Here is a 26447-nt window from a genome sequence, read left to right as displayed (position 1 = left end):
GAGGGTCGTTTTCAATCGAAAACGACCCTCTCTGCCTTTTAGGAGCTTTCCAGAAAAGAGACCTATAGGCCTATACAGATTCCCAATAATCACTTATCATTTGTAACGCTTCGTCGACCGTATTAGCGACAAGGAGCAGCTTACGATTTTCGGCCTTCAGGAAACCATCGGCTACCATACGGTCAAGTTGTTGCAGCATAAGGTCATAATAACCATTAGTATTAATAATGGCAACAGGGCCATCATAAAGCTTAAGTTGGCGCCATGCTAAAATCTCGAATAATTCGTCGAGTGTGCCATAACCACCAGGAAGCGTAATAACTCCTTTTGCCAATTGTACCATCTTGAACTTCCGTTCGTGCATGGTTTCCACAAAATGCAATTCTGTAAGTGTGGTATGTGCAACTTCAAGGTCGGCAAGAAAATTTGGAATAACGCCCGTTACTTCGCCACTACCTTGTAAAACAGCATTTGCAACATTACCCATTAGACCAAAACCTCCTCCACCATAAATAAGGCGGATATTACGAACGGCCATTTTTTCGCCGAGTTCAACAGCTACTTCGTTGTAAATTGGATTGGTGCCAAGACTCGATGCACAATAAACGACAATGCTTTGCATAAAAAAAGACGGCTTCAGGCCGTCTGTGATTTTAGTGTTAATAATGGGTTAATTCGTCTGCCACAGTTTTTATATTCATTCCGTCGAATGTTCCAGAACTCATTAGCAGGAAAACTTGGCCTTTTTTACTTTGTTTGGTTTGTAAATAATCATGCAAGACAGATGCATCAGTAAAAACGTGTAAATTCTTGTGATCGAATGCTGCTTTAACTTCGTCAGTTGAGATCGAACTCAATTGATTATCTACTAACGTTTTTGTATCAATAAATATCACAGCTTCATCAGCGGCATTCATAGTCTCGTTGTATTGATCCAGGAAGGCTTTGTTTAAGCTGCTAAAGGTATGAAGCTCGACTACGGCTATTAATTCTTTGGAAGGGTATTGCTGTTTCACCGCTTCGGTTGCCGCTTCAACTTTAGCTGGTGAGTGAGCGAAATCACGGTAAACAATTCGGTTGGCTGATTCAGCTATTTTTTCCAGCCTGCAACTCACCCCTTTGAAGCTTGGAATAGCTTCGTAAAACTGTTCTTCAGTGATGCCGATACGATCACAAACAGTCATAGCTCCGGCAATATTTTTAAGGTTATGTTGACCGAACAGATTGATGGGTATCTGTTTCCCTTGTTTCGTAATCAGGTAGTTTTGGCCATCAATAACTTTTCCTGGGTGAGGAAAATACGGGACCTTAGTTATATCATCCCGTTCTTTCTGACCAATAACGTCAAGCATATCATCTGACTCATCAAAAATCAGGATACCTGCTTTGGGCATCGCTTCAGCTAATGACTCAAATTGGTCAACGTATTCATCCCAAGTTGGGTATAAATTAATATGATCCCACGCAATCCCATTTATAAGCGCAATATGCGGCTTATAGTGAAGAAACTTTGGGCGTGAATCAATTGGCGACGACGCATACTCATCTCCTTCAATAATAATCAATGGTGCGTTTGAAGACAATCGAACTGTCGTGTCAAAACCATCAATTGGATCTCCAATCCAATAGTCGAAGATTCGGTTATGGTATTTCAGCGCGTGCAGAATAATAGCTGCGATAGTCGTTTTGCCGTGACTGCCTGCAATGACAATTCGCTGTTTTTCCTGACTCTGTTGATAAATAAATTCAGGATACGAATAAATAGGTAATCCTAATTCGAGTGCTTTTGCTAATTCTGGATTATCCTTGCGGGCGTGCATGCCAACGATAACGGCATCTAAACCGGTGTTGATTTTATCCGGGAACCAACCCATCTCTCCAGGCAGTAGCTTATACTGCTGCAAACGCGTTCGCGAAGGTTCGTAGATGATTTCGTCGGAGCCAGTAATAGTGTGGCCTTGTTGCTGGAGTGCAAGCGCCAGATTGTGCATGGCACTGCCACCGATAGATATAAAATGGATAGACTGGGGCATTCGATAAATCAATCAATGTCAAGAAGCAAAAGTACGGCTTCTTTTCGGTTTGCCCGACGAACTTAAACAGTGAGCTGATTTTGTGTGTTTTCCTACTATTAAATTTGTACGATTCCCGAATCAAACTGCTTACTTTTTCGTTGACTAGCTTGCGAATAGACTTTACTTGGAAAGCCCGATTTTCGGGGCCAAATTCGCGCCTGTTTTTTTATAACCACAAACTGCAACGGCTAGCACGCCGGAGCGGCACAGCCCACTTTATGCGTCGAACGTAGGGATGAAGACATACTATGATTTGATTGACCAGACGTTTGAATTCCCAACACGGGAATTCAATGTCGAGAAAAACGAGCTGATGTTCAATAATGTCCCATTGATGGACATTGTCAAGGAGTACGGTACGCCCTTGAAACTGACGTATTTACCGAAAATTACTGAGCATATTGAGCATGCCAAGCTGCTGTTTAAGAATGCAATGAAGCGGTATAACTACAAAGGGAACTATACATATTGCTATTGCACAAAGTCGTCCCATTTTCGGTTTGTGCTCGACGAAGTGCTTAAAAACAATGTTCACCTCGAAACCTCTTCAGCTTATGATATTCCTATTATTCGGGAATTAGTTAAGATGGGCAAGGTTTCCAAGAACACGTATATTGTTTGTAATGGTTATAAGCGCCCCTTGTATACGCAATATATCAGCGAACTTATCAATGAGGGTTTTACTAACTGTATCCCAGTACTCGATAATCTTAAGGAAATTGAGGCTTACGAAAATTCTATAACTGCCGACACAGTTAATTTTGGTATCCGAATCGCTACAGATGAGGAGCCGAATTTTGCGTTCTATACCTCACGACTAGGTATTCGCTACAGCGATGTGAACGAATTGTATCGTAGTAAAATCCAGTCCAACGAGAAGTTTAAGCTGAAAATGCTTCACTTCTTCATCAATACGGGTATCAAAGACAGCGCGTACTACTGGAGCGAATTGAGCCGGTTTATGTACAAATACTGCGAATTGAGAAAAATTTGCCCAGATCTTGATTCGATTGACATTGGTGGTGGTATGCCGATTCAAACGTCGTTCCAGTTCACGTATGACTACCAGGCCATGATTGACCAAATCGTGGAAAGTATTCAGTGGATTTGCAATAAAAGCAACGTTCCTGTTCCGCATATCTTTACCGAATTTGGTTCGTATACAGTGGGTGAAAGCGGAGCCGTTATCTACAAAGTGATTGATCAGAAACTACAGAATGACAAAGAGCTGTGGTATATGATCGACGGCTCATTCATTACGCAACTACCTGATTCGTGGGGGCTTGGACAGAAATACATAATGCTGTCAGTGAATAACTGGGATAATCCCTATCAAAAAGTAAATCTGGGTGGCCTGACCTGCGATTCGCACGATTTTTATAATACCGAAGCTCACAGTGCTGACTTATATCTGCCGATTTTCGATCAGGATACCGAAGATCAGTATATTGGGCTGTTTCATACAGGAGCTTATCAGGAGTCGCTGGGGGGTTATGGCGGCATCCAGCATTGCCTGATTCCTGCCCCACAACACGTTATTGTGGACAAAGACGAGGAAGGTAATTTACGGACTCGTTTGTTCGCTCCTGAGCAAAATAGCGAAGTTATGCTGAAGATTCTGGGTTATGGCGGTGCGGAACCCGGTATGACCGAACTGGAAGCTACTGAAGCCGCTGAAGAGCGTGAGGAAGAAGCAGAGCTTTTAAAGGAGGAAAATTAGTCCCGGTAAAATGTAAACTGTACAGTTTTTGGCACTATTTTCGTTTAACAATCTGGAGGTTAACGAGACAAACGGACGAACAACTTCATGAAAAAGTTACTGATTCTTGGGACTGTACTAGCTACCCTCTCGCTCGGAGCCTGCTCCCGTAAGGCAAATTGTCCCGCCTATGGTAGTGTGCAGAAGAAGCCCGCGCCAACACAGGTACGAGCGTAAGGAAACGATTCATTAATCAATAGAAAAGCCCGATTTATACATTGTATAAATCGGGCTTTTCTATTGATTAATGAAAAATTAAGCACATTCCAATACAAACCGGGAGGCTTCCAAGAGATTAGTTGCGTAACCATCACATTCTGATGAATGCTGTGGATCGTGCGCAATACGTACTGTTCGAACACCAACACGCTTACCCGCCTGCATGTCGCGCAGAGCATCGCCAATCATCCAGGAGCCATCTGGTGCGATGTTATATTTGGCCATTGCCTTTTCAAGCAACAATGAACCTGGCTTACGCGTAAGCGATTCTGTGTCGTATTTAGGGTGATGTGGGCAATAATAAATATCGTCAATGAGCTTGCCACACTGATCCTGCAAATAGTTGTAACACATCATTACGTCCTCACGGGTATATAGCCCCTTGGCAATACCTGCCTGATTTGTTATAACAATCAGCAAATAGCCTGCATCTTTTAATAAACGCAATGCTTCTGGCACACCATCAGGAATGATGAAGTCCTCAACGCGATAGACGTAGTCCGTTCGATCTTCGTTCAAAACACCGTCGCGATCCAGAAAAATACATTTGTTCATTGATGATAAGAAATGATAGCAGGCAATAATACAATTATTTAATTAAATAATTGTATTATTGCCTTAAAATAATTGTTAATATTTCCTGAGTGGCCAAAAGATGGTCATAATCAGGAAGTAAACATGATAAAAAGATAGTGTTACCTAGACCACCAAATCGGTTAGCCGCTGTTCTAATGCATGAATTTTAGATTCGGCATCAGCCAGCTTCTGTCGCTCACGATCAATAACTTCGGGCTTTGCATTAGCAACAAACTTCTCGTTCGATAGTTTTTTTAATACCGAATCGCGGAAGCCAATATTGTACTCCAACTCTTTACGGGTCGTTGCAATTTCCTGCTCAACATCGATCTCGCCCGCCAGATTGATGAAAAACTCATCGCTCTTGATTAGGAACGAAACGCCTAAAGAAGACTCACTCGGCGTGGATTCGCTGTCAACAGCCTCACCAACGTAGCTAATGGCTGAGACATTAGCCATTTTCTGAATTAACAGTTCCAGCGTTTCGAAACGACTGGACGTAGTTGTTTTGATTGCTAGCGGAAGTTCGGTTTTAGGCGAAATCTGCTTGGAGTTTCGAATGTTCCGAACATTGGAAATGATATCGAACAACGTCTCGAAATCAGTCAGAATTTGGGAGTCGATGGCTCCTGCTTTTGGGAATGGGGCAATACAAATACTTTCTCCCTCTTTGCGCTCACGGATATCCTGCCAGATTTCTTCTGTAATGAACGGCATGAACGGATGCGCCAGCCCCATTAGTCGCTCGAAAAAATTGATCGTAGCTTCATACGTAGCACTGTCTATAGGCTGAGGTGTGCCCGTAGTCGTATCAAAAGCAGGTTTTATTAGTTCCAGATATTGCGAACAGAAATCATCCCAGATAAGCTTGTAAACAGCCTGCAGTGCGTCTGAAATACGGAACTTACTGAAATCGTCTTCGATCTGGATTAACGTTGTGTTCAGTTTCGATTCAAACCAGTTAATGGCCAATTGATTGGTTTTTCCATCAATCGATTCATTAACCGTCCAGCCTTTTACCAATCGGAATGCATTCCAGACTTTGTTGCTGAAATTACGGCCCTGCTCAACCAGCTTTTCGTCGAACATCAGGTCATTACCAGCCGCTGAGCTGAACAGCATACCCGTACGAACGCCGTCGGCTCCATATTTTTCAATCAGGTCGAGTGGATCGGGCGAGTTGCCTAATGATTTCGACATTTTACGACCCAACTTATCGCGGACAATACCTGTCAGATAAACGTTTTTGAATGGCGCTTCGCCCCGGTACTCATAGCCAGCAATAATCATCCGGGCAACCCAGAAAAACAGAATTTCGGGCGCTGTAACCAGATCGTTCGTTGGGTAGTAATAATTGATATCGGCGTTGTTGGGATCTTTCAGTCCGTCGAATACCGATATGGGCCAAAGCCACGATGAGAACCAGGTATCGAGAACGTCCTCGTCCTGAGTCAGATCGGCTTCGGTCATGGCAAAAAGCAGCATTTCGTGCTGTACTTTTTCCAGCGCTTCGTGTTTGTTTTTGGCCACGATAATCGTTCCGTCCTGCATATAAAACGCAGGAATCCGTTGGCCCCACCACAATTGCCGACTGATACACCAATCATGTACGTTCTCCATCCAGGATCGGTACATGTTCTTGAACTTGGGCGGAACGAGTTGAATGGTATCGTCCATAACGTTCTTGAGCGCGGGCTTCGATAGCTCGTCCATTTTCAGGAACCATTGCAACGACAACTTAGGCTCGATAACGGCGCCCGTTCGCTCCGACGTACCAACGTTTGACTTATAGTCTTCGGTTTTTACCAGATTACCAGACTCTTCCAGCAACTTGATAATGGCCTTCCGAGCGGCAAATCGATCCATGCCGACCAGAATCTGGGCTTTCTCATTCAGCGTACCGTCGTCGTTAAGCGTATCCAAAACAGGCAGATTGTGCTTAATGCCCAGTGCATAGTCATTTGGATCGTGAGCAGGTGTCACTTTCAAACCACCCGTTCCGAAATCCATCGTTACGTATTCGTCGGTAATGATGGGGATTTCGCGATTAATAAGCGGAATTATGGCTTTTTTGCCATGCAAATGCGTATAACGTTCGTCGTTTGGATTGACCGCAATCGCTGCATCGGCCATGATCGTTTCTGGACGAACAGTGGCAATCGTGATATAATCCTGATCGGCGCCCCCCGCTATCTCGTACCGGATATAAACCAGCTTCTGCTGAATTTCTTTCGTGATTACCTCTTCATCAGAAACGGCCGTTTTGCCCTGTGGGTCCCAGTTGACCATGCGGACACCCCGATAGATTTGGCCTTTGTTGTAGAGGTCAACAAATACGTCAATAACTGAATCGTGGAGCGCTGGCTCCATGGTGAAACGAGTGCGATCCCAATCGCAGGACGCACCGAGTTTACGGAGCTGCTGGAGAATGATACCACCATATTTGTGGGTCCATTCCCAGGCATATTCCAGAAATTCGTCGCGAGTCAGGTCCTTTTTGCTGATACCTCGTTCTTTAAGCATAGCCACCACTTTCGCTTCTGTAGCGATGCTGGCGTGGTCGGTGCCCGGTACCCAACAAGCATTCTTGCCTTCCATACGAGCTTTGCGAACCAGCACATCCTGGATGGTATTATTGAGCATGTGGCCCATATGCAGCACACCCGTTACGTTCGGCGGTGGGATGACGACCGTGTAAGGTTCGCGTTCATCGGGTGTAGACTTGAAAAATTGGTTATCAAGCCAATATTGATACCATTTTTCTTCAATCTCCTGGGGGGCATATGTCTTTGAAATCATAATCTAAGAGACCTGCGCCGTTTTACCTCGAAACCAATTCCGTATAGTAAAAACCGACTGGGGTTTTATGGATAAAAGACAAAATTAGTTAAATTGGATAGGGCGAAAAAACGAAAGCGGGTCTTTACCAGTTTTATCGGTATACTTCCCCGACACAGGTATGGAATTCGGAAAAATACAGAACCCTGATGCCGTAAATTTTTCCCTGCCACCCGGTTCGTCGTTCAACGCTCGAATCTGGGCAGCCGTTGAACCAACGCATCGACCTATGGTATCTATTGGCGGACCTATCTGGGCCAATAAAGACTATGTTGGTAAGGTATATCCGTCGAACGCGAAGGAGCGCGATTTCCTGCATTATTACACACGCCAGTTCAACACGATTGAGCTAAACCTGACTCATTACCAGATTCCAACGGCAGGAATGATCGAGCGGTGGAAAGCCGAAGCATCTAATGGGTTTACTTATTGCCCGAAATTTCCGCAGATTATCAGTCACGAACGTCAATTGATTGCTACCGAAGGGCTTACCGAAGAATTTATAAATGCGGTATTGAATCTGGAAGAATTTCTGGGTATGACATTTTTGCAACTACCTCCCAATTTCGGACCTGATAAATGGCCCATTTTGGAAGCCTATCTCAAAAGTTTGCCCGATGAGCTGGATGTGGCCGTTGAGTTTCGCCATCCGGATTGGTTTAGCAAAGCAACGGTTTGGCAACAGACACTTGAACGGCTTTATATGTTACGTCGGCATGTTGTCATTACAGATGTAGCAGGCCGACGCGATGTGCTGCATATGGGCCTCAGTAGCCCTGTGTTAACGCTCCGATTTATTGCCAATGAAGGCCATCCTACAGATTATACTCGCACCGATGCCTGGATTCAACGACTAAAAACCTGGTTTGAGAAAGGGATACAAACCGCCTATTTATTTATTCACGGCGGTGGCGACAATGATACCGCTCCCGAATTGATTCTCTATTGGATTCGTGAGTTGAACAAACATTGTGGGCTGAATCTTCGCGAGCCAGTCTTGCAGCCTAAAGTCGTGCAGGGTAGTTTGTTTTGATTTACAACCGCAAGCGTTTACCTTTGCCTTATGATTTCAGCAACCACAAACCATCGGCATCATCATTCTGAGCGGTAGCGCAGCAGAACAAGATGCTCGTGTTTGTGAATTCGGAGAGAAAATTCTGATTACCACAATATACAAAGCCCGGTTCTGCAAAGGAACCGGGCTTTTGCATTATGAAAACTGTCATTATCAAATACAACGCCGGTAACGTTCAGTCCGTCATGTACGCACTAGAACGTCTGGGAGCCAGTTACTTGCTTACCGATGATGAAGCAGAAATTCGCTCAGCCGATAAAGTTATTTTTCCCGGCGTGGGTGAAGCCAGCACAGCTATGGCCTATCTGCGGGAGCGTGGAATTGATAAATTGATTCCATCATTGAAACAGCCTGTACTCGGCACATGCGTTGGTATGCAGCTTATGTGCCGGTATTCAGAAGAAAACGACACGACCTGTATGGGCGTTTTCGATATCGACGTTCGGCGGTTTCCTGCTGAGCCTGGTTTTAAAGTGCCCCATACGGGCTGGAATAATATTCATACCCTGCGAGGTCCTTTGACTGAAGGCTTACCCGAAAACGCCTATATGTACTTTGTGCATAGCTATGCCGCAGATGTGTACTCCGAAACGACAGCTATTTGCGATTATGTTCGCCCGTTTAGTGCCATGCTTCATCGAGATAACTTCTACGCGGCTCAGTTTCACGCTGAAATTAGCGGCAACGTTGGCCAGCGGATTCTGGAGAATTTTTTGAAACTTTCTTAAACGCAGAGGATAGGGAGGTTATACAGAGTGCGCAAAGCAATTCTCTGTTTCCTCTGTGAATTCTCTGCTATCTCTTCCGGTCCGCCGGTGCGGTTTAAAATATGTATATCATACCTGCTATTGACATTATCGAAGGCAAAGCCGTCCGCTTAACGCAGGGCGACTACAACCAGAAAAAAGAATATAACGCCCGGCCGCTGGAAGTGGCTAAGCAATTTGAAGATGCCGGTCTGACGCGCCTGCACCTGGTTGATCTTGACGGAGCCAAGGAAAAACGTGTGATTAACTGGAAGGTGTTGGAATTGATCGCATCCAAAACTAGTCTACACGTTGATTTTGGTGGAGGTGTTCAGTCTGATGATGATTTGCGGATGGTATTCGAATGTGGTGCCAAGCAGGTTACGGGTGGGAGCATTGCTGTAAAGCAACCTGACGTACTGGAGCGCTGGCTATCACAGCATGGCCCAGATAAAATTATTCTTGGAGCCGATGCTAAAAATGAGAAAATCGCAGTAAGTGGCTGGGAAGAAGGTACTGAAGTCTGGATTTACGACTTTCTGGAAAAATGGACCGAGAAAGGCGTAAAGTATGTTATCAGTACCGACGTAGCCAAGGATGGTCTCTTGCAGGGACCTTCGTTTGACTTATACCGCAACATGCAGGACCAATTTCCCGATCTGAACATCATTGCCAGTGGGGGAGTCAGCAACATGGATGACATTGAAATGCTGGCCGATATGGATGTTTTCGGCGTTATCGTTGGCAAGGCGATTTATGAAGGACGGGTGACACTGAAGCAGCTACAAATGATTAACGGGATATAAAGGTTATATGAAAAGCTGGTTCACTATCTCTCTATGCAGCTTTTGCTTATTAATTCCATTTATTGCAATCTGCCAGAATAAACTGTCAGGGCAACAACGATTTGAAAAGCTTGCCCGCGAAATAGGGTTAAAAACGCCACAGCTGACAGAAGGAGAGTACGAGATTCGTATCTGGAATAATCAGTCTTTTCATTATGGTGATGCACAAATACTTTATGTATTAACCAATAGGAATTATCAAGTTGGCTTATCCAAATATATTCTTAAGTCTAGTAAAACTAGGTTTAAATCTGCCAAGAAAATTAACGCAAACAAATCTGTCACAGATAGCTTGTGGCTACAATTAGTACAACAAGATATTCTAAACTTGCCTAGTGAAGGAGTTATTAATAATCAACTTCATCCTGCCCCTAAAAGCCATTCTGAACATGTTAATGGAAGCATAGAAAAGGATGGTAGTTTTACTATATACGGCTATAAAACAGAACGGTCAGTATGGATTACAGACGGCGAAAGCTATTATTTTGAAGTATTTGGGACAAGTAGTTATCAAATTCATCAATACGATAATCCTGAAGCATATCTACATGCTATGCCTAATGTTATTGGACTTCAAAAGGTGGTTAGTATTTTAAACGAAATCGTATCCTTTTTTCCAGCGCCCAAATAATATAATGAGCCACTAAATCTATGACTGTAGAATATACCATTAGCACAGACAAAACTAAACTCAACTTGGAAGTTATTCATCGCTTTTTGAGCGAGGAAGCTTATTGGAGTCTCAATATTCCGCTAGAGATTGTCCAGCGCTCTATTGAGAACTCGCTTTGTTTTGGTGTTTACCAGGATGAAAATCAAGTCGGATTTGCGCGGGTCATCACAGATACGGCTACGTTCGGGTATCTGGCTGATGTATTTATTCTACCCGAACATCGGGGTCTGGGTTTGTCCAAAAAACTCGTGGCGTTCATTATGGATTATCCATCATTACAAGGTTTGCGTCGTATCATGCTGGTTACGCGAGATGCTCACGGATTGTACAAACAGTTTGGCTTCCAGCCAATTGATACTCCCGAAAATACCATGTCTATTAAAGCTTTTACTGCTTACTGATGCTTACCAAACGAATTATTCCCTGTCTTGATATAAAGGATGGTCGAACTGTAAAAGGAACCAACTTTGTCAACCTTCGTGATGCTGGCGATCCGGTTGCTCTCGCTGCTGTCTATGCTGAACAAGGCGCTGATGAACTGGTTTTCCTGGACATTACGGCTACCGTAGATGGACGCAAAACGTTGATTGACCTAGTTAGAAATGTCGCGCACACCATTAATATTCCATTTACCGTTGGGGGAGGAATATCGTCTGTGGCAGACGTATCGGCTCTCCTAAATGCTGGTGCTGACAAAATTTCTATTAATTCTTCGGCCGTACGAAACCCAGATTTGGTCAACGAACTGGCTTTGGAATTTGGTAGTCAATGCATCGTCGTGGCGATTGATACGCGCTATGTAAATGACGAACACATCGTTCATACGCATGGCGGTCGTAGACCTATCGAACTACGTACTATTGCCTGGGCAAAAGAAGTGGAAGACCGGGGAGCGGGCGAAATTCTGCTAACCTCAATGGATACTGACGGTACTAAAGCGGGTTTTGCTCTTGAGTTAACAGCACAAATTTCGGGAGTCGCTAATATTCCGGTCATTGCCTCAGGCGGAGCGGGTTCAATGGAACATTTCGTAGATGTGTTCACTACCGGGAAAGCAGATGCCGGACTAGCCGCGAGTATCTTCCACTTCAAAGAAATCGAAATTCCAATGCTGAAAAGCTATCTGCGTGAGAAAGGAATTGAAATGCGGATTTGATTATGAAGTGCGGGTGGAAACCCGCGTAGTTATAGATTAAGATTGTGTAGTACTTATACGCGGGTTTCTACCCGCACTTCATAATCAAAACTTGAACCCTAACTCCAGCGAGACAATCCGGCTTTTAGAAACCAACTCACTACCGCGTGCAACGTTGATTAAACCTCGCTGGTAACTCATACCAAGATTGAACGCGTTATTCTGATTGATTTTATATTGTATTCCCGTTCCCAGTAGCAACTCAACATCGCCAAATCCGTACTGCCGTCGACTGCCTCCACTTTCGGCGGTATAAAGTCCATTTCGAGCTTCATCCAGGGCTTTTTCGGCCAGTTTAATGCTGAACAAGCCACCAGTTTGAATATACAAACGCATATTCGGCGCGATGTTATTGGCGAACATTTTTACCGTGGCTGGAATCTGTAGATACTGTAAATTGTAGATTGACTCCTTCTCGGGTGCGCCCGGATTCCATACACTTGAACCAAACGTACCAGGCATTTGAAAGCCAGATCGCTTGATCGTGTACCAAAGCCCTGAACTAAACGCGTATCGGTCTTTGAAGAAAAAATAATCGAGTGACGCCCCAACACTCATTCGCACACCTGCACCATTATCGCGGAAACCAGCATAAGTACCTGTTCCCTGAGCTGTATTCAGGTCGAGCGACGGAGCGAACCGGATACTCATTTCGATTAGGTGGCTCACCCAGGCGTAATCTGGCCCAGATCCATATCCATTGTTTTCAGTCTGTTCGCCAGTTTGTTGCTTCCGACGACGGCGTTTTCGATCATCGTCATACTCCTGACGATTCTTGTCCTGTCCATCGTAATTATCCCCTAATATTTTGCGGAATCGTTTTTCTGTTACGCTCGATTCTTTGGTGCGCATCTTATATAATGCGGGTGATGTTGACTGAGCCCAACCATGGCTAATTGTCAGGATGACCAAAATCAAACTTAACCCTGCAACTTTTTTCATAATTTTGCACGTTTTCTATATTGAAAACTCGTGATTTTCATGCGAATACACACAGCCCTTGCGGGGCTTTTTTGCTTACTTTTATTGGCTTCGTGTACTAAAAACGAAGACGTTACGCTTATCCGGTTCGACCAGCAACTTTTTTCTGGTAAATCACCCGACAAGATCAAGTCATTGCTGAACCAGAATCCGGTTGTCTCTCAATTGTACTTTAACGCGAACAGAGCCGGAAATGATACAGCCCTCGTTCATGAATTGACCAACCGGGTCAATAACCCGGCTCTCAATGAACTCAATGCCCAGATTCAGGATGAGTTTGGCGACATGACTGATTTACGCAGTCAATTGGCTCAAGCTTTTACAAACATAAAAAAAGACTTCCCCGATTTCCATTCGCCCAGAGTCGCAACCGTTGTGACGGGATTCCTGGGCCCCGATCTGGTGGTTACGGATAGTTTAATCGTTATTGGTCTCGACTACTTTGCAGGTCCGAAAGTGAAATATCGCCCACAAGGCCCTGAGTATCCACAATATATTTTACGTCGATACACGAAAGAATACATTGTTCCCGCTATAGTTTTCGCGATCTCAGATAAATACAATGCCACGAACCGGACTGACCAAACGATGCTGGCCGATATGATGTACTATGGCAAAGGCTACATATTTACGAAAACAATGATGCCTGATATCGGTGGAGAACCCATTGCAGATAGCCTTGTCATCGGTTACTCAGACAAACAACTAACGCAAACGTTTAATGCCCAGGATGTCGTTTGGGGGCATTTTATTGATAATCAGTTGTTGTATCAGACAAATCCGGCAATAAAACAGCGATATTTGAATGAGCGACCTTTCACGGCTGAAATCGGTCCGGATTGCCCCGGCGCTATTGGTCGTTGGGTTGGTTGGCGAATTGTGGGGCGGTACCATGACGAGCATAGTGGTGTAAGCATCGCTGATTTAATGCGAAATGCTGATGCCCGGCAAATTTTTGAACAATCAGGATATAAAGGACAAAAAGACTAGTGAATCAGTGATAGTGGTAAAATAAGTGTAGTTAGTCATTCTCTGAAACCTACTGCACATAATAATCCACTACACCATTCCACCAAAAATAATGGCGAAACGAGGACGAGGTTTTGGCGAAGAAGCCAGCAAAGAGGATAAAAAGAAATTTAGTAAAGAAGGATTTAAAAAAGCCCTGAACATATTTCGGTTTGTAAGACCGTATCGGTTTCAATACATCATTGGGTTTGTATTTCTGATCTTATCGACTGGTACAACGATGAGTTTCGGGCTGCTTATTGGTCAGATTACCAGCGTTATTCAGGGGAAATCTGCATTTACTCTCAATCAGGTGACGCTGTTTTTTGTGGGCGTGCTGATAGCACAGGCAGTTTTTTCGTTCTTCCGAATTTACTTTTTCTCGCAGGTAAGCGAGCGGGCTATGGCCGATGTACGTCAGGCGACCTACAGTAAAATTATTACCCTGCCCATTCGATTTTTTGAGCAACGACGCGTAGGTGAATTAACTAGCCGTATCTCTGCTGATATTTCCCAGTTACAAGACGTACTGACACTGACAGTAGCTGAGTTATTTCGGCAAGTCGGTACGCTGACAATTGGTACAGCCATTATTTTTTACGTTTCCTGGAAGCTGACATTGTTCATGCTGGCCACCTTTCCGGTTATTATCGTAGCTGCCATGTTCTTTGGTCGGTTTATCCGCCGACTGTCAAAACAGGCTCAGGATTTGCTGGCTGAGGCAAACATAATTGTTGAGGAAACGCTTCAGTCAGTAAATGTGGTAAAGGCCTTTACAAACGAAAAGCTGGAAATTAACCGCTATGGCACGGCGTTGCAGCGAGTAGTGGCTACGGCCTTGCGAGCAGCCCGATTCCGGGGAGTATTTGTATCCTTTGTGATTTTCGCCCTTTTTGGCGGTATTATTGGTGTAGTTTGGTTTGGTGGATCGTTGGTTATGGCTGGTGAAATGCCTTTTGCTGATCTGCTCACGTTTATTGTCTACACAACGTTTATCGGTGGCTCTGTAGCAGGAATGGGCGATTTATACGCTCAATTACAGCGGACGATTGGCTCATCGGAGCGGGTTCTGGAAATTCTGGAAGAGCCTTCGGAAGTAAATCCTGATGAGGAAACACCCCTGTTTGTGCCAGTGCATGGTCATGTGCAGTTCAACGATGTCCGTTTCTCATATCCATCGCGCCCTGAAATACCCGTTTTAAAAGGCATCTCGTTTGATGTGGCTGCCGGACGAAAAATTGCTCTGGTTGGCCAAAGTGGTGCTGGAAAATCGACTATCGTTCAATTGTTGATGCGCTATTACCAAATCGGCGGTGGTCAAATTACGGTGGATGATCGCGATCTGTCAGGTTTCAACGTAACAGAACTACGGAAAAACATTGCTGTTGTACCACAGGAAGTGATGTTGTTTGGCGGCACCATTCTGGAAAATATTCAATACGGTAAACCTGGTGCAACAGAAGTTGAAATACGGGAAGCTGCTCGGAAGGCCAATGCTCTTCAATTTATTGATTCATTTCCCGAAGGATTGCAAACGATTGTTGGCGAACGGGGCGTTAAATTGTCAGGAGGTCAACGGCAACGAATTGCTATTGCACGCGCTATTTTGAAAGACCCCGCTATTTTAATTCTGGACGAAGCCACAAGTTCGCTCGATGCCGAATCGGAACGGCTAGTGCAGGAAGCGTTGGACGTATTGATGCAAAATCGAACAACGATCATTATTGCCCACCGCCTGGCGACAATTCGGAAAGTAGATCGAATTTATGTGATGCGCGAGGGGCAAATCGCTGAGTCGGGCACGCACGATGAGTTGGCGATTCAGGAAGACGGCATCTATGCAAATCTGGTTAAATTGCAGTTTGAGATAACAGAATAAAATGAGTTTTTAGTCGATAATCATTAGTAAATAGACTATCGACAACTGACTATCGATTTATATACCATGACACTAGCCGAAAAAACCCTGAAAGACTTCAACCTCCGCCACACCAATGGTCGTGAGGAGGTGCTGGATTTGTTTCTGAACGCTGGTCATGCACTAGCGCACAACGATGTAGAAAATGGCCTTGGTCCCGATCACGACCGAGTCACGATTTATCGAACACTTCGCACATTCTTAGATAAAGGACTCTTACACAAAGTTCTTGATGATGAAGGAGGCACTAAATATGCCCTTTGCCGTGAGCGATGTGCCGATGGCCACCATCACCACGACCATGTTCATTTTAAGTGCGAAGCCTGTGGGCAAACGACCTGTTTGGATCAGGTTAGTATCCCTTCAGTAGCGCTTCCTGAAGGCTACAATCGGAAAGAAATGAACCTACTGATTCAGGGCGTTTGCCTGGATTGTAATAAATAGCGCAGCTTTTTTGTCATGCTGACGAAGGAAGCATCTTAAAATTCCCTTACGTACTCATTGGCAAATTTTAAGATGCTTCCTTCGTCAGCATGACAAAAAATAGAATGACTCCCGAAACCACTTTTCAAGACCGTCAACAGCAATTTAGTAAGGCCGAACAAGCCGCCCAACGTCAGCATAACCAACTGGCTTTTTGGCGGCTTGTCTGGTTTATAGGCAGTGTTGCAGCTGTTTGGCTCCTCATTCGACTTGATTATCAACTTGGGGCCGTAGTTGCTTTTTTAACTGGCATAGTTGGCTTTTTGATACTATTGAAAAAACACCAATCCGTTCGGCGTGAGCGCGATCTGAGCCATCAGCTGGTTTTTATTAACCAGGACGAAGCTGCCCGACTTAAACGCCAGTATCTACGCCCCGAAACGGGCGATTTATTTGGTAGCCCAACACACCATTATTCAGGTGATTTAGACGTATTTGGTAAGCATTCGCTTTTCCGTCTTCTTAACCGTACACATACGTATGAAGGCCAGAGCCGACTGGCAACATGGCTCAAGGTACCATCCAACCCTGATGCGATTCGACTTCGCCAACAAGCTGCTACTGAACTAAAGCCCCAAATCGATTGGAGACAGCAACTTGAAGCTCTGGCAGACATAGAAGAAACCATTGGCCGCTCGCCCGATGCATTGATTAAGTGGGCAATAGCAGAAACTTCACCTTTGCCTGGCTATTTGAATGTTGTCCGATTTTTATTTCCAGCCATTACACTGGGTTTATTCGTGGCTTGGCTATTGGGTTACGTACCTGGCACAGCTGTATTAGTTAGTTTAGCTGTTCATGGCTTGATACTTAGTCAAACAGCGGCAAAGACCAAAGACGCAAGCGAACAAACATTCGAAATTTCGGCGGCTTTGCGGGCATTTCAGTCGCTCATTAAGCAGGCAGAACAAGTGCAGGGCGATTCAGTTCGCCTACGAGCTATTCGGGAGGCATTGACGTCCAAAGATCGCTCGGCATCCGAAGCAATTGGCCAACTTAGTCAGCTAACCGAAGGATTAAATTACCGACGAAATCCCTATTTCTTTCTCTTGTTTGGAATCGCTAGTTTGTGGGATATTCATTACTTGTTCCGGCTCGAACGCTGGCGACAGCAGTACGGCCCCGATCTTAGTCGTTGGTTCAAAGCACTCGGTGAACTAGAAGCACTCAATAGTTTGGCTGGGTTTGCTTATGCGAATCCGACGTACACAACCCCCGACATTGTTGACGACGAGTTCCTGTTGGATTTTACGCAGGCATCTCACCCATTATTACCCCCCGATCGTAGCGTTGCCAATTCACTTACATTGAGTGGTGCCGGGCAGACAGTGTTGATTACAGGCTCAAATATGTCAGGGAAAAGCACGTTCCTACGCACTATTGGTGCCAATGTCGTGCTGGCACTGGCAGGTGCCGTTGTAAGCGCCGATCGATTCTGGTGTTCACCTGTTCGGGTATTTACGAGTATGCGAACACAGGACTCACTAGAAGAAAGCACATCATCGTTCTATGCTGAATTAAAACGGCTTCAAACACTCATTGGCCTCACAAAGCCAATCACATCTACTGATCAGAGTCGCTTGCCGCAGGATCGCCTACCAGTTCTCTATTTCTTGGATGAAATTCTAAAAGGAACGAATTCTGCTGATCGCCACCGAGGAGCGGAAGCACTCATTAGGCAACTACACCAAACGACTGCTTCTGGCTTTGTTTCGACCCACGATCTCGAATTGGGTCAGCTTACAGATGCCGATAATTTTGTACGCAACTTCCATTTTCAATCTGACTTACACGATGGCGAACTTGTATTCGATTACAAGCTCCGTAATGGCATCTGTGAAAGTTTCAATGCCAGTCAGCTAATGAAAGCTATTGGCATTGAGATGGATGTTGTTAAGAAGTAAAGGCATTCCTTGCATGCCTTACTATTTAAATTTTTGACCAGGCGAAAATCGCAATCTTACACTAGGTTTAGGAGCTTTCTATAAAGCCAAAACAACCTCTATGAGTACTTGTTAGATAGTACGAAAGCAGTATATTTGCCTCAATGAAAAACAGTATGCAAGCATACTGTTTTTTTATAATTGCTAAAAAGGCATGCTGAAAGGTCAACTAATTGCAAATGGAAGTAGTATAGAGGAAATAAAAAAGCCTTCTCAGTTGAGAAGGCTTGACGCTAGGGTGGTGGTGATGGACGGAATCGAACCGCCGACACAAGGATTTTCAGTCCTTTGATTTAAGTACCTCTGTTGCGTTTTAAGATATGTATAGGGCTAATAATCAACTACTTATCTGCTGGATTGGTCTTATATGTATCCATATGAATTCAAGTAAAAACGCGGTTTGTTTACGAATAGTTTACGAATCTTTTTTGTAACTTTGATCATGGCAACGATCAAAGCAGTCATCAAACCCGATCAAAAAAAGGATGGGACTTTTCCCATCGTGATTAGGATCACTAAGAACCGCAAGACGAACTATGAGCCTATTGGATATAGTGTCACGCTAGACCAATGGGACTCTGCTCAAGGATGCGTTCGCAAAAACTATCCAAACTCTGTACGGCTTAACAATCTTATTGCCAAGCGCCTTGCCGAATTAAGCGGCAAAGCCATTGAGCTTGAAACGGAAAAGCAAGAGGTCACAGCAAATCATATCAAGAGAAGCCAGAAGAAGGCCCCCGTTGCGCTATTTTTTCATCAGGCAGACTTATATCTCTCAGGCCTTAAAACTGCCGGAAAATACAATCAATACACTGCCGATAAACCGAGAGTCAAACACTTCAAAGAATTTTTAAAACGAGATATTGCTTTCCCGGAAATCGAAGTTTCAACGCTTGAAGCTTTTAAAGCTTATATCAAAAACACGTTGAAACTGTCTGAGAGATCGGCCATGAACCACCTTTCTATGGTGCGCTCGGTTTTCAGTCACGCTAAGAGACATAAGCTGATAAAGGAGGATAGCTCCCCTTTTGGTAAGGATAAGATGGTTATCAAATTCCCTGAATCCGGTAAGGTCGGATTGAGCCCGGCTGAAATTAAAAACCTTGAAACAGTGCACTTGGCAGAAAGACCCAATCACTGCCGCAATCTTTGGCTTTTTGCCTATTATTTCGCTGGCATGCGCGTGTCGGATGTGCTGCGATTACGGTGGAATGATATTCAAGATGGCCGCCTTATCTATGTGATGGGTAAAAATGATAAAGTTGGGACATTGAAGGTTCCTGAAAAGGCCAATGCAATTTTAATGCAGTATAAGCCTTTCAAAAAACAGAACGACGACTTCATTTTCCCGGAGCTAAAAGACGTAGATGTTACAGATCAATTTGTCCTTGAGCGCACCATCGCTTTCAAAACCAGTGCCATTGATAAATGCCTGAAAAGGGATGTTGCCCCTGCCGCAAATATCACCAAGAAACTCACCATGCATATTGCACGTCACTCTTTTGCGACGGAAGCAGGCGATAAAATCCCCATTCAAATGTTGCAAAAGCTTTACCGGCATTCAAATGTTACCACAACGCTCGGTTATCAAGCGGCTTTCATAAACAAGGATGCGGATGATGCCCTCGATAAAGTGCTAAACTCTTAGCCCGCCAAGGTGCGTATAGGCATAATCATTCCCTAACCCTATATGCCTACGAACAGAAAGAACAATTGCTGTTTTTCTTCCCACTCTCATTCTCGGTAAAGTAGTTCGTAACATGATAGCCTTCTTCTTGGGCTTCTAGTCCCGGGCCATTTTTTCCTGTCGGTAAGTCGATACTGTACGTCTTCAGCTTGATAGCGAGCAAAGCCATCACTCTAGTTCTAGTTACCTAAGTGAGTTTTACGAACCTCATGCGTCTGTAAAACGCACTTAATTAACATTTTTGAAAAGAGATTAAAGAGTGCTTTTCGTAATTTGGGTAAATTTGCAGAATCTTACATAAATCCTCATGGATAATTCTGTGAGAATGTACAGCACCGACTGACCGAATAATTCATCACTTACCTATCAAAGCCGTGTGTAGTCAAATCTTAGTTCAGAAAATTGGTATCATAAAGAAACAGGTATAATCATTTTTGCCCTATTTTTTGACCTTGCCTTGTAGCAAATTCTACCCCTAGCTAGTGATAGTGGATTGTGGTTCAGAAAGGTTTGGCTTTTTGAATCTGCCAATGAGCTGGACAAACCACCGTGTTTGGTCCCATTTTGCAGTGCAGACTAAGTTACAAAGTAACTCTGAAAGAAAATCAGAGTAAACAGCGGTAAAATTGCCACATGTAGAGCGCATAAAGAATGGGAAAAATACCTTTACCGAAAGGCTATTTTTCCCGTTCTTTATTTACATTTTTTCTCGGACTTTAGACCCTAAAAGACTACAATATGTATATCGTCAACCGAAAGTGGACAGATACGGGTGAAAAGAGAAGATATGGTTTTAGCCACTTTGGACGCGCTGAAAAATATGACTTTTCCGTCGTTTCAGCATTGATAGTTGTTTAGTTTTTTGGCGTTCGGCCAAAATCTGGTCTTGATGGACCCAGTAAGCGTCGGCGGGTCGTACATTATCTAGCGATTCATGATACCGCTGATGATTGTAATAACCCACCCACTCCGTTAAGCGTTCTCTCAGTTCATCTGGACTATAGTAGTGCTCCAATAACAGCACATTTTTCATCGATCGGTGATAGCGCTCGATTTTGCCCGCTCCGGCGGCTCGGTTGCGTCATGGGGTGAAAGGGCGCACTGCGAATATGCTCAATGCTTTCCCCTTTCAAATATTGCTTCAGATGCCTAGACACATAGGCTGACCCGTTGTCCGAAAGCATGCGGGGCCTTTGCCCGCTTTTCAGACTGCTAGCCTTTAGAGCCGCTTGCAGGGTTCGCTCCACGTCCATAGCCTACATACCTGGACAAAGTTCCCACACTAAAATGTAGCGCGAGTAGTCATCCAGTACCGTCGAGAGGTAGTACCAACCCCAGTGCTTAATTTTGAAATAGCGGGGCCGCCCGTGCGGTAAAGTCGGTCTGCCAGAGCTGGTTGGGCGCTGTAGTCGGGTTATAGAACTGGTCGGCCGCTTCCATGAGTCGATAAACGGGAGTCGTAATTAAGCCCCGACTTTTCAGGATACGATAGACTGTTGACTCTGGGACAAACCAACCTTCGTTATCAACAATATAGCAAGCTAATTCTCGACATGACAGGTCGGGCTTTTCTAGGGCTAGCTCCACTACGCGGCCTTTTTCAGCGGGTGGTAATTGATTCCAAGTACTGGTCCGCCGATAAGCCGGATCGGCCAAGCCATCATAGCCATTCTGCAAATAGCGTTTATACCACTGATAAAACGTCGAGCGATTGATACCTAACTCCTTCAGGATGGCTTTAACGCTCAGGGACGATTGTTCGACCAACGTAATGATCTCCGCGCGGCGTCCGCTATCTTTTCGGACTGGGTCATGTGTATGTCGTTTTTCTAAACTCAAAATTTCGTACTTCCAAACACAAAGTTTTCATTTTTGCCGAATTGCACAAAACCAAGTCAAGATGTTTTTCACTGTTAAAAAGCGATTTATTCATTGGGGATCTCAGTGGTATGACCCATGCTGCCACTGGCCACTATGATGCCACCCGCTACGATTCAGCAAAGCGATTCCTTATAGGCAGAATCGGACTTGCCAACGATTCAGCTCGTCATTTGTTAAGTTGATAACCATCAGCTTGGGCCATGATGCCGGACATAGATTGCTTCACAACAACAACTTACTTTTGGTTTCTTATTGACCTACTCACAGCTGCCTTGATTCACCTACCCATTGGCAGCCACCACCATAAACGCTTCCTTGCTTGACGAACTAACGGCTCTTTCCCGACCCGTTTTTAGAGTGGTTACCTACGCCAGCGAGACTTGTTTTGCCCTAATCTCTTTGTAAACAACAGTCGATTATGAAACTTCTTTTCTTCGTAGTGGGCCTCAATCTAGCCCTGACTCCGACGCCCGCTCATAGCCAGACAGCGGTGCGGGTTGCCAATGACAGTACCCGAATCCAGTCTGTACCGCCTCAACAGTACGATTTTTATTACTCCGCTCAACAGGCTGATGAGTTTCTAAAAATCAGTATCGCTAGTTATGTCTGGGCAGATAGACTCAAGAAGAACCGCTTTCGTGACAAAGCCTTTACCGAAGTAGTGGCCAAAGGACTGCCAGTGAGGGGCAGCTTTGATGACTATATCTTGATTGGGTCAGGGACGCTCAACGAAATAAAACCGGATGGGGACTGGTAGCGAGCCCTAGAAAAATGACTAACTCGTTTTAAGTGAACTCGTTAATGAATATCACTAGCTTGGTTCTTCGATTTTAATCAATCTCCTTCTGTTGATGAAACTATTTCTTACACCGGTTGAAATTCTGTTCATGGTTGGGGCTATGGTCCGGGTCGATCAACCCTACGGAGCCACCCATCAATTTCCCTTTATTAAGTATAACCCCTGACTAATTAAATGTTTGGATAAGGGCTTTGTTTTCCTCCATAGGGCCTTTTGCATACGGAGATTCGTAGGGCTCTATTCTACTAAACCAATTCACTAATCGCTTGAAAGGTACTGACTCAATATGGTTTATACATTATGAAACGACTTCTGGGTAAACGCGGAGAGCATTCTTATAACCCACAGGAGGTGCTCTACCTCATTGGCAACATTAATTATTGCTATTTGCATATGTTGAACGGCGAGGTAATTATGTCCTGCCGAACCCTAAAATGGTTTGTTAATCAATGGCCTCATTTTCTTAGGGTGCATAAAAAGGCGCTGATTAATCAAACATACATTTCATTCTATAGACCGGGCAACAACTCTAAAACAACGAGTTACATTGTTATGGTAGACAATGCACAGCTTGAAATTGCCAGACGGCGTTTGTTAGGGGTACGCCAATTACTAAATCAAATTCAGGTAGCAGGTTAATCCGTCAGATTGCGAATCACTCGTTTTAGTATACCAGTTTAGAGTTGAGCCAAGTAAGCTCTAGAAAAAAATGTTCCGTATAACTTCATTCATTTGTACCTCTAAATGACTGGAAATAGCTTGCGATATGTAGCCTAAATTCTCATTTTTTATCATTTTACAATCTATCGTTTGATTGGCTCACTAAATGTCTTGCTGCTCTATATCCACTAGCCTATGCCCCTTTTTACGATACCTACGCGCCTAAACAATGGGACCTTATTTTACTAATTCCCCAGGCAGTAGTGATCACTGCCCTGACCACAGCCTGGCAGTAATTTGACCGCCCTACGCTTAGCGGAAAACAGCTTCTTTCCCACCTGGTGACATTGGCTTATCCATGGATGGCCCAAAAGCTATTTTAAGGCTGAACGGGTAATTCACACTTAGTCTCTTTTCGTTTTCACTTCGTCAACTATAGACTATGAAGAAGATGTACAACATACTAGTGGTCGATGACGACCCCGATGATCAATTGTTTATCAGGATGGCATTTGAGCGGGTTTCCGTTCGCTATAGAATCCAGTTGGCCTCCAATGGGCTGGAAGGGCTTGGCTGTATTGAAAACAACCCGGTCTTACCTGAGCTAATTCTTCTGGATTTGAATATGCCTTTTCTAGATGGCTTTGAAATGCTCGATCACCTGAAAGGCTCATCTCGCTATCGTCATGTACCCATTGTGATCTTAACCACTTCCGATCACCAGGAAGATATAGATAAAGCATATGCGCTTGGGGCGAATAGCTTTTTAACCAAACCTAGTGACTTTGATGGCTTGAATGCCCTAGCCCAAAATTTACACGTATACTGGTTCGAGACTGTTCAAACACCCTCTCCCTTGCCCAGTATCTTAGACGAAATAATTAACTAGTTTCCCCTACTCAACAAAAGCAATTTCTCGTGAATAAACCATTTGGAAAGCCGGTAAAAAGGCTGTTCATGCTAGCAGGTCTACTTATCGTGCTCTTACTGGCCGTTGGCCTTTTTCAGTATGAATCCTTATCTAACTACCTATTATCCTTAGTCCATAGCCTTAAAGGGGGAAAATAGTCCATCAACTTGCTAACCCCTTTTGTGGCGAACGCTAAGCACGCTTACGCAACTTAACGCTTTTCGCCATCTGAGGGGCGTACTCCCAACGATATGAACAACGAGTTCACCAAACTGACTTATCTGGCTTATCCGTTGAGGAGCAGATGAGATTTAAAGACTTGCTAATTCAAGGGCCTTATGGTCAAACCAGCACTGAGACGGCTTTCCGAAAGGGTCATTCGGTCAAAGTGCTCTTCGGGACGTCAATCAGGGGCTCAGGAAAGCGAGTAGCCGAATACACGGTATGCATTAACTCCTGGCAAGGATAGTGCTCCAAAAATGAATAAGCGATTAAACTAGAAGGTCACTCAATCGCTAAGGTTCTTTTCTTCGTAAGTTAATTAGTTGAGTTACTAGGCAACAGCTACAACTCTTTAAAGAAACAACAAATGGAATCTGCTATAAGCAGCGAAGAGATAGACGCCATTCAAGCCTATCTCCAGCGAGCCATCAATCTTGAATTGACCGAGCAGCATAAATTCGCCATCTATTCACCAGCGGAGTTAACCGTGATTTTTCCCGCTATTCAAAAGCTGCTTCGCTACAGGCAAACCCTCAAGCAACAGACAGGGCTCGGTGGCTATGTCAAGGCTGACCTGTGGGACCCCAGTGAAAATAACCCACGGCGTACCCTGTTACTAGTGATGCGCCATACAATTCAACTGAATGAGTTACTGATGAGCTATAAGTCGGCTAGGAGTAGTCAGATTTTTTTTGAACGGCGCAAGCCCATTGATCGCTTATTGAGTATGAATATTTCGGACATGAACCCGGTAGAGTACAGTCAATTCAAAAAACTCATTGGGGGGTAAGTCCCTTTGCTAAAATAACCCAGCTTAATGGATGACTTACGATTCGTACCGACTTGTTCTTGAAAAACTGGAGTCGAGTGGCTGTTGGTTTTTACACCACGATCAGATTCCGGATGGCAAAGTAGGCTGGGTTGTTCCCAGCACGCCCAAGGAGCCCAAAAGCTTCGCTAAGCTAAAATCTTCCTTACTGAAACTAGGTGTTTTGAACCATGAAATCGAGCTGGCACCTGCTCACCATTGTTCCTATCCAAACTCTTTTCTGATATATATCTCCCTGCCAGATAAGAGATCGTAGCAGATAGTAATCAAAAATACTGGCTCAGGTCAGCCTTTTTTGTTATGAGCGTTAATTAATCGGAATTGATATTTAGTTGAATTAATCCAGTAAAACAGAACGGCCCAGATAGAGCCGTTCTATTTTACTGAGAAAGAATTTATTGAGTGAGCGATTTATCCGATTCAAATCACTCTTCAGTTTCCTGACAAGCTTAGCCTCAATGGAAGCCTTGTTGAGTCAAATACAGTTTATCCGCTTCATCCCTAGGATGGACTCCGACCACGATACCTCCACTTTTCAGCCCCGATTCATAGGCTTTGGCTGTTTCTTCCGGAATACCCGAATTGACTAAAGCACCGATTAAGCCACCCGCTAGACCCCCTGCACCAGCACCCGCTAAGCCAGCCGCCAAGGGACCCGCAATCAGTAAGCCCAAGCCTGGTAAAGCCAGCGTCGTGCCTATTGCTGCTATAGCAGCGGCTACCGCTCCCAGCGTACCCCCAATAGCAGATCCTTTGCCAGCACCCTCCATGGCTTTATCCGTTAACGCAGAATTATCCGAGCTACTAGGCTCAAAATTCTGTTTACGGGTTTCATCCGTCATAACGACATTTACCTCAGTTGGCGAAAAACCATGAGCTAACAGCTCATTATACGCCGTCTCAGCCGCGTCATGATCGGCAAAAATAGTCGTCATTAGGGTAGAAGATTCGGTAGATGAAGAACTGGTCAAGCTGGTATTGTCTGTTTGACTAATCATGAGACTATTGGGTTTTGTTGCGTAAACCAACTAAGAAAGCCTAGTTGGTTACAAACCAACCCTACTAGAAAGAACTATGTTCGAGCAAAGTGAGGCAGTGGTACCTAGGCTTCTGATTAATTCGACC

At 44.4% G+C, this 26447-nt stretch carries 27 protein-coding genes and 1 tRNA gene; 18 read left to right on the top strand and 10 right to left on the bottom strand.

Translation table 11 applies throughout. The features are described 5' to 3' along the window. Positions 1 to 70: 70 nt before the first annotated feature. Both GO755_RS20940 and GO755_RS20935 read right to left on the bottom strand, forming a co-directional pair. Entirely contained in the window at positions 71 to 622 is a 552-nt protein-coding gene (locus GO755_RS20940; RefSeq protein WP_157587228.1) for an LOG family protein, read from the bottom strand. 37 nt (positions 623 to 659) lie between these two features. Next, positions 660 to 2033, bottom strand: a complete 1374-nt coding sequence (locus tag GO755_RS20935) for a UDP-N-acetylmuramate--L-alanine ligase (protein ID WP_157587227.1) — start codon at positions 2031 to 2033, stop codon at positions 660 to 662. 277 nt (positions 2034 to 2310) lie between these two features. Here GO755_RS20935 and GO755_RS20930 point away from each other — a divergent pair, with 277 nt between their 5' ends. Together GO755_RS20930 and GO755_RS41870 are read left to right on the top strand one after the other, a co-directional pair. Then, entirely contained in the window at positions 2311 to 3795 is a 1485-nt protein-coding gene (locus GO755_RS20930; protein WP_157587226.1) for a type III PLP-dependent enzyme domain-containing protein, read from the top strand. An 87-nt stretch (positions 3796 to 3882) separates the two neighbouring features. Continuing rightward, positions 3883 to 4011 carry a hypothetical protein gene (locus GO755_RS41870; protein WP_262887025.1) on the top strand — a complete coding sequence of 43 codons (129 nt, stop codon included), beginning with the start codon at positions 3883 to 3885 and terminating at the stop codon, positions 4009 to 4011. Between the two features lie 78 nt (positions 4012 to 4089). On the opposite strand, the gene GO755_RS20925 is transcribed toward GO755_RS41870, so the two are convergent. Both GO755_RS20925 and GO755_RS20920 read right to left on the bottom strand, forming a co-directional pair. Beyond that, complete coding sequence (locus GO755_RS20925; RefSeq protein WP_157587225.1) at positions 4090 to 4608, bottom strand: D-glycero-alpha-D-manno-heptose-1,7-bisphosphate 7-phosphatase; 519 nt, start codon at positions 4606 to 4608, stop codon at positions 4090 to 4092. A gap of 144 nt (positions 4609 to 4752) precedes the next feature. Further along, on the bottom strand, positions 4753 to 7428 hold the full coding sequence (locus GO755_RS20920; protein WP_157587224.1) for a valine--tRNA ligase: 2676 nt from the start codon (positions 7426 to 7428) through the stop codon (positions 4753 to 4755). Between the two features lie 160 nt (positions 7429 to 7588). On the opposite strand from GO755_RS20920, the gene GO755_RS20915 reads away from it, so the two are divergent. After that, the gene (locus tag GO755_RS20915) at positions 7589 to 8500 is read left to right on the top strand and encodes a DUF72 domain-containing protein (RefSeq protein WP_157587223.1); all 912 of its coding nucleotides are present in this window, start codon (positions 7589 to 7591) and stop codon (positions 8498 to 8500) included. Between the two features lie 28 nt (positions 8501 to 8528). Here GO755_RS20915 and GO755_RS20910 read toward each other — a convergent pair whose 3' ends face one another. Then, the gene (locus tag GO755_RS20910) at positions 8529 to 8678 is read right to left on the bottom strand and encodes a hypothetical protein (RefSeq protein ID WP_157587222.1); all 150 of its coding nucleotides are present in this window, start codon (positions 8676 to 8678) and stop codon (positions 8529 to 8531) included. Between the two features lies 1 nt (position 8679). On the opposite strand from GO755_RS20910, the gene hisH reads away from it, so the two are divergent. The 5 genes from hisH (at position 8680) to hisF (ending at position 11962) form a co-directional block, all read left to right on the top strand. Further along, positions 8680 to 9270 (top strand): imidazole glycerol phosphate synthase subunit HisH, encoded by a 591-nt coding sequence (gene hisH / locus GO755_RS20905; protein WP_157587221.1) that lies wholly within the window; start codon positions 8680 to 8682, stop codon positions 9268 to 9270. Positions 9271 to 9371: 101 nt separating this feature from the next. After that, on the top strand, positions 9372 to 10094 hold the full coding sequence (hisA, locus tag GO755_RS20900; RefSeq protein ID WP_157587220.1) for a 1-(5-phosphoribosyl)-5-[(5-phosphoribosylamino)methylideneamino]imidazole-4-carboxamide isomerase: 723 nt from the start codon (positions 9372 to 9374) through the stop codon (positions 10092 to 10094). A 7-nt stretch (positions 10095 to 10101) separates the two neighbouring features. After that, on the top strand, positions 10102 to 10764 hold the full coding sequence (locus GO755_RS20895; protein WP_157587219.1) for a hypothetical protein: 663 nt from the start codon (positions 10102 to 10104) through the stop codon (positions 10762 to 10764). A gap of 20 nt (positions 10765 to 10784) precedes the next feature. Then, complete coding sequence (locus tag GO755_RS20890; RefSeq protein ID WP_157587218.1) at positions 10785 to 11207, top strand: GNAT family N-acetyltransferase; 423 nt, start codon at positions 10785 to 10787, stop codon at positions 11205 to 11207. Continuing rightward, positions 11207 to 11962, top strand: coding sequence for an imidazole glycerol phosphate synthase subunit HisF (gene hisF, locus GO755_RS20885; RefSeq protein WP_157587217.1), 756 nt, complete (start codon positions 11207 to 11209; stop codon positions 11960 to 11962). Before GO755_RS20890 ends, hisF begins: the two co-directional genes overlap by 1 nt. Positions 11963 to 12046: 84 nt before the next feature. Here the strand turns inward: hisF and GO755_RS20880 are convergent, their stop codons facing one another. Then, positions 12047 to 12943, bottom strand: coding sequence for a porin family protein (locus GO755_RS20880; protein WP_157587216.1), 897 nt, complete (start codon positions 12941 to 12943; stop codon positions 12047 to 12049). A 39-nt stretch (positions 12944 to 12982) separates the two neighbouring features. On the opposite strand from GO755_RS20880, the gene GO755_RS20875 reads away from it, so the two are divergent. The 4 genes from GO755_RS20875 (at position 12983) to GO755_RS20860 (ending at position 18295) form a co-directional block, all read left to right on the top strand. Then, positions 12983 to 13972, top strand: a complete 990-nt coding sequence (locus tag GO755_RS20875; protein WP_157587215.1) for a gliding motility protein GldB-related protein — start codon at positions 12983 to 12985, stop codon at positions 13970 to 13972. Positions 13973 to 14063: 91 nt separating this feature from the next. Next, positions 14064 to 15869, top strand: coding sequence for an ABC transporter ATP-binding protein (locus GO755_RS20870; RefSeq protein WP_157587214.1), 1806 nt, complete (start codon positions 14064 to 14066; stop codon positions 15867 to 15869). A 66-nt stretch (positions 15870 to 15935) separates the two neighbouring features. Beyond that, positions 15936 to 16352, top strand: coding sequence for a Fur family transcriptional regulator (locus GO755_RS20865; RefSeq protein WP_111345849.1), 417 nt, complete (start codon positions 15936 to 15938; stop codon positions 16350 to 16352). 89 nt (positions 16353 to 16441) lie between these two features. Beyond that, positions 16442 to 18295 (top strand): MutS-related protein, encoded by a 1854-nt coding sequence (locus GO755_RS20860; protein ID WP_227687020.1) that lies wholly within the window; start codon positions 16442 to 16444, stop codon positions 18293 to 18295. A 278-nt stretch (positions 18296 to 18573) separates the two neighbouring features. On the opposite strand, the gene GO755_RS20855 is transcribed toward GO755_RS20860, so the two are convergent. Beyond that, a tRNA-Phe gene (locus GO755_RS20855) sits at positions 18574 to 18685 on the bottom strand. Between the two features lie 91 nt (positions 18686 to 18776). On the opposite strand from GO755_RS20855, the gene GO755_RS20850 reads away from it, so the two are divergent. Next, positions 18777 to 19982, top strand: coding sequence for a site-specific integrase (locus GO755_RS20850; RefSeq protein WP_157587213.1), 1206 nt, complete (start codon positions 18777 to 18779; stop codon positions 19980 to 19982). 832 nt (positions 19983 to 20814) lie between these two features. Here the strand turns inward: GO755_RS20850 and GO755_RS20845 are convergent. Both GO755_RS20845 and GO755_RS20840 read right to left on the bottom strand, forming a co-directional pair. Beyond that, positions 20815 to 21075: an integrase core domain-containing protein gene (locus GO755_RS20845; RefSeq protein ID WP_317165928.1), complete on the bottom strand. Its 261-nt coding sequence runs from the start codon at positions 21073 to 21075 to the stop codon at positions 20815 to 20817. A 287-nt stretch (positions 21076 to 21362) separates the two neighbouring features. Then, positions 21363 to 21860 carry a helix-turn-helix domain-containing protein gene (locus GO755_RS20840; protein ID WP_157587211.1) on the bottom strand — a complete coding sequence of 166 codons (498 nt, stop codon included), beginning with the start codon at positions 21858 to 21860 and terminating at the stop codon, positions 21363 to 21365. A 460-nt stretch (positions 21861 to 22320) separates the two neighbouring features. On the opposite strand from GO755_RS20840, the gene GO755_RS20835 reads away from it, so the two are divergent. From GO755_RS20835 to GO755_RS20815, 5 genes are all read left to right on the top strand, one after another. Beyond that, positions 22321 to 22659, top strand: coding sequence for a hypothetical protein (locus GO755_RS20835; protein WP_157587210.1), 339 nt, complete (start codon positions 22321 to 22323; stop codon positions 22657 to 22659). Positions 22660 to 23001: 342 nt separating this feature from the next. Continuing rightward, complete coding sequence (locus GO755_RS20830; RefSeq protein ID WP_157587209.1) at positions 23002 to 23340, top strand: LytTR family DNA-binding domain-containing protein; 339 nt, start codon at positions 23002 to 23004, stop codon at positions 23338 to 23340. A gap of 463 nt (positions 23341 to 23803) precedes the next feature. Then, positions 23804 to 24250 carry a response regulator gene (locus GO755_RS20825; protein WP_157587208.1) on the top strand — a complete coding sequence of 149 codons (447 nt, stop codon included), beginning with the start codon at positions 23804 to 23806 and terminating at the stop codon, positions 24248 to 24250. Positions 24251 to 24860: 610 nt separating this feature from the next. Further along, complete coding sequence (locus GO755_RS20820) at positions 24861 to 25283, top strand: hypothetical protein (protein ID WP_157587207.1); 423 nt, start codon at positions 24861 to 24863, stop codon at positions 25281 to 25283. A gap of 31 nt (positions 25284 to 25314) precedes the next feature. Further along, positions 25315 to 25578: a hypothetical protein gene (locus tag GO755_RS20815; RefSeq protein ID WP_157587206.1), complete on the top strand. Its 264-nt coding sequence runs from the start codon at positions 25315 to 25317 to the stop codon at positions 25576 to 25578. 199 nt (positions 25579 to 25777) lie between these two features. Here GO755_RS20815 and GO755_RS20810 read toward each other — a convergent pair whose 3' ends face one another. After that, positions 25778 to 26320 (bottom strand): hypothetical protein, encoded by a 543-nt coding sequence (locus tag GO755_RS20810; protein WP_157587205.1) that lies wholly within the window; start codon positions 26318 to 26320, stop codon positions 25778 to 25780. Positions 26321 to 26447: the final 127 nt, after the last annotated feature.

The sequence above is a fragment of the Spirosoma arboris genome, from assembly GCF_009754945.1.
Lineage (GTDB): Bacteria > Bacteroidota > Bacteroidia > Cytophagales > Spirosomataceae > Spirosoma > Spirosoma arboris.
Note: the sequence above shows the minus strand (reverse complement) of the source record. Positions and strands in the feature narration are given on the sequence as shown.

What these genes read in the sequence shown, in the direction of transcription:
- GO755_RS20940 (WP_157587228.1), bottom strand. Translation starts at nt 622, where the DNA reads ATGCAAAGCATTGTCGTTTATTGTGCATCGAGTCTTGGCACCAATCCA.
- GO755_RS20925 (WP_157587225.1), bottom strand. Translation starts at nt 4,608, where the DNA reads ATGAACAAATGTATTTTTCTGGATCGCGACGGTGTTTTGAACGAAGAT.
- hisH (WP_157587221.1), top strand. Translation starts at nt 8,680, where the DNA reads ATGAAAACTGTCATTATCAAATACAACGCCGGTAACGTTCAGTCCGTC.
- GO755_RS20865 (WP_111345849.1), top strand. Translation starts at nt 15,936, where the DNA reads ATGACACTAGCCGAAAAAACCCTGAAAGACTTCAACCTCCGCCACACC.
- GO755_RS20810 (WP_157587205.1), bottom strand. Translation starts at nt 26,320, where the DNA reads ATGATTAGTCAAACAGACAATACCAGCTTGACCAGTTCTTCATCTACC.
- GO755_RS20910 (WP_157587222.1), bottom strand. Translation starts at nt 8,678, where the DNA reads ATGCAAAAGCCCGGTTCCTTTGCAGAACCGGGCTTTGTATATTGTGGT.
- GO755_RS20850 (WP_157587213.1), top strand. Translation starts at nt 18,777, where the DNA reads ATGGCAACGATCAAAGCAGTCATCAAACCCGATCAAAAAAAGGATGGG.
- GO755_RS20935 (WP_157587227.1), bottom strand. Translation starts at nt 2,033, where the DNA reads ATGCCCCAGTCTATCCATTTTATATCTATCGGTGGCAGTGCCATGCAC.
- GO755_RS20895 (WP_157587219.1), top strand. Translation starts at nt 10,102, where the DNA reads ATGAAAAGCTGGTTCACTATCTCTCTATGCAGCTTTTGCTTATTAATT.
- hisA (WP_157587220.1), top strand. Translation starts at nt 9,372, where the DNA reads ATGTATATCATACCTGCTATTGACATTATCGAAGGCAAAGCCGTCCGC.
- GO755_RS20930 (WP_157587226.1), top strand. Translation starts at nt 2,311, where the DNA reads ATGAAGACATACTATGATTTGATTGACCAGACGTTTGAATTCCCAACA.
- GO755_RS20815 (WP_157587206.1), top strand. Translation starts at nt 25,315, where the DNA reads ATGACTTACGATTCGTACCGACTTGTTCTTGAAAAACTGGAGTCGAGT.
- GO755_RS20870 (WP_157587214.1), top strand. Translation starts at nt 14,064, where the DNA reads ATGGCGAAACGAGGACGAGGTTTTGGCGAAGAAGCCAGCAAAGAGGAT.
- GO755_RS20830 (WP_157587209.1), top strand. Translation starts at nt 23,002, where the DNA reads ATGAAACGACTTCTGGGTAAACGCGGAGAGCATTCTTATAACCCACAG.
- GO755_RS20890 (WP_157587218.1), top strand. Translation starts at nt 10,785, where the DNA reads ATGACTGTAGAATATACCATTAGCACAGACAAAACTAAACTCAACTTG.
- GO755_RS20915 (WP_157587223.1), top strand. Translation starts at nt 7,589, where the DNA reads ATGGAATTCGGAAAAATACAGAACCCTGATGCCGTAAATTTTTCCCTG.
- GO755_RS41870 (WP_262887025.1), top strand. Translation starts at nt 3,883, where the DNA reads ATGAAAAAGTTACTGATTCTTGGGACTGTACTAGCTACCCTCTCGCTC.
- GO755_RS20835 (WP_157587210.1), top strand. Translation starts at nt 22,321, where the DNA reads ATGAAACTTCTTTTCTTCGTAGTGGGCCTCAATCTAGCCCTGACTCCG.
- GO755_RS20820 (WP_157587207.1), top strand. Translation starts at nt 24,861, where the DNA reads ATGGAATCTGCTATAAGCAGCGAAGAGATAGACGCCATTCAAGCCTAT.
- GO755_RS20920 (WP_157587224.1), bottom strand. Translation starts at nt 7,428, where the DNA reads ATGATTTCAAAGACATATGCCCCCCAGGAGATTGAAGAAAAATGGTAT.
- hisF (WP_157587217.1), top strand. Translation starts at nt 11,207, where the DNA reads ATGCTTACCAAACGAATTATTCCCTGTCTTGATATAAAGGATGGTCGA.
- GO755_RS20880 (WP_157587216.1), bottom strand. Translation starts at nt 12,943, where the DNA reads ATGAAAAAAGTTGCAGGGTTAAGTTTGATTTTGGTCATCCTGACAATT.
- GO755_RS20825 (WP_157587208.1), top strand. Translation starts at nt 23,804, where the DNA reads ATGAAGAAGATGTACAACATACTAGTGGTCGATGACGACCCCGATGAT.
- GO755_RS20875 (WP_157587215.1), top strand. Translation starts at nt 12,983, where the DNA reads ATGCGAATACACACAGCCCTTGCGGGGCTTTTTTGCTTACTTTTATTG.
- GO755_RS20860 (WP_227687020.1), top strand. Translation starts at nt 16,442, where the DNA reads ATGACAAAAAATAGAATGACTCCCGAAACCACTTTTCAAGACCGTCAA.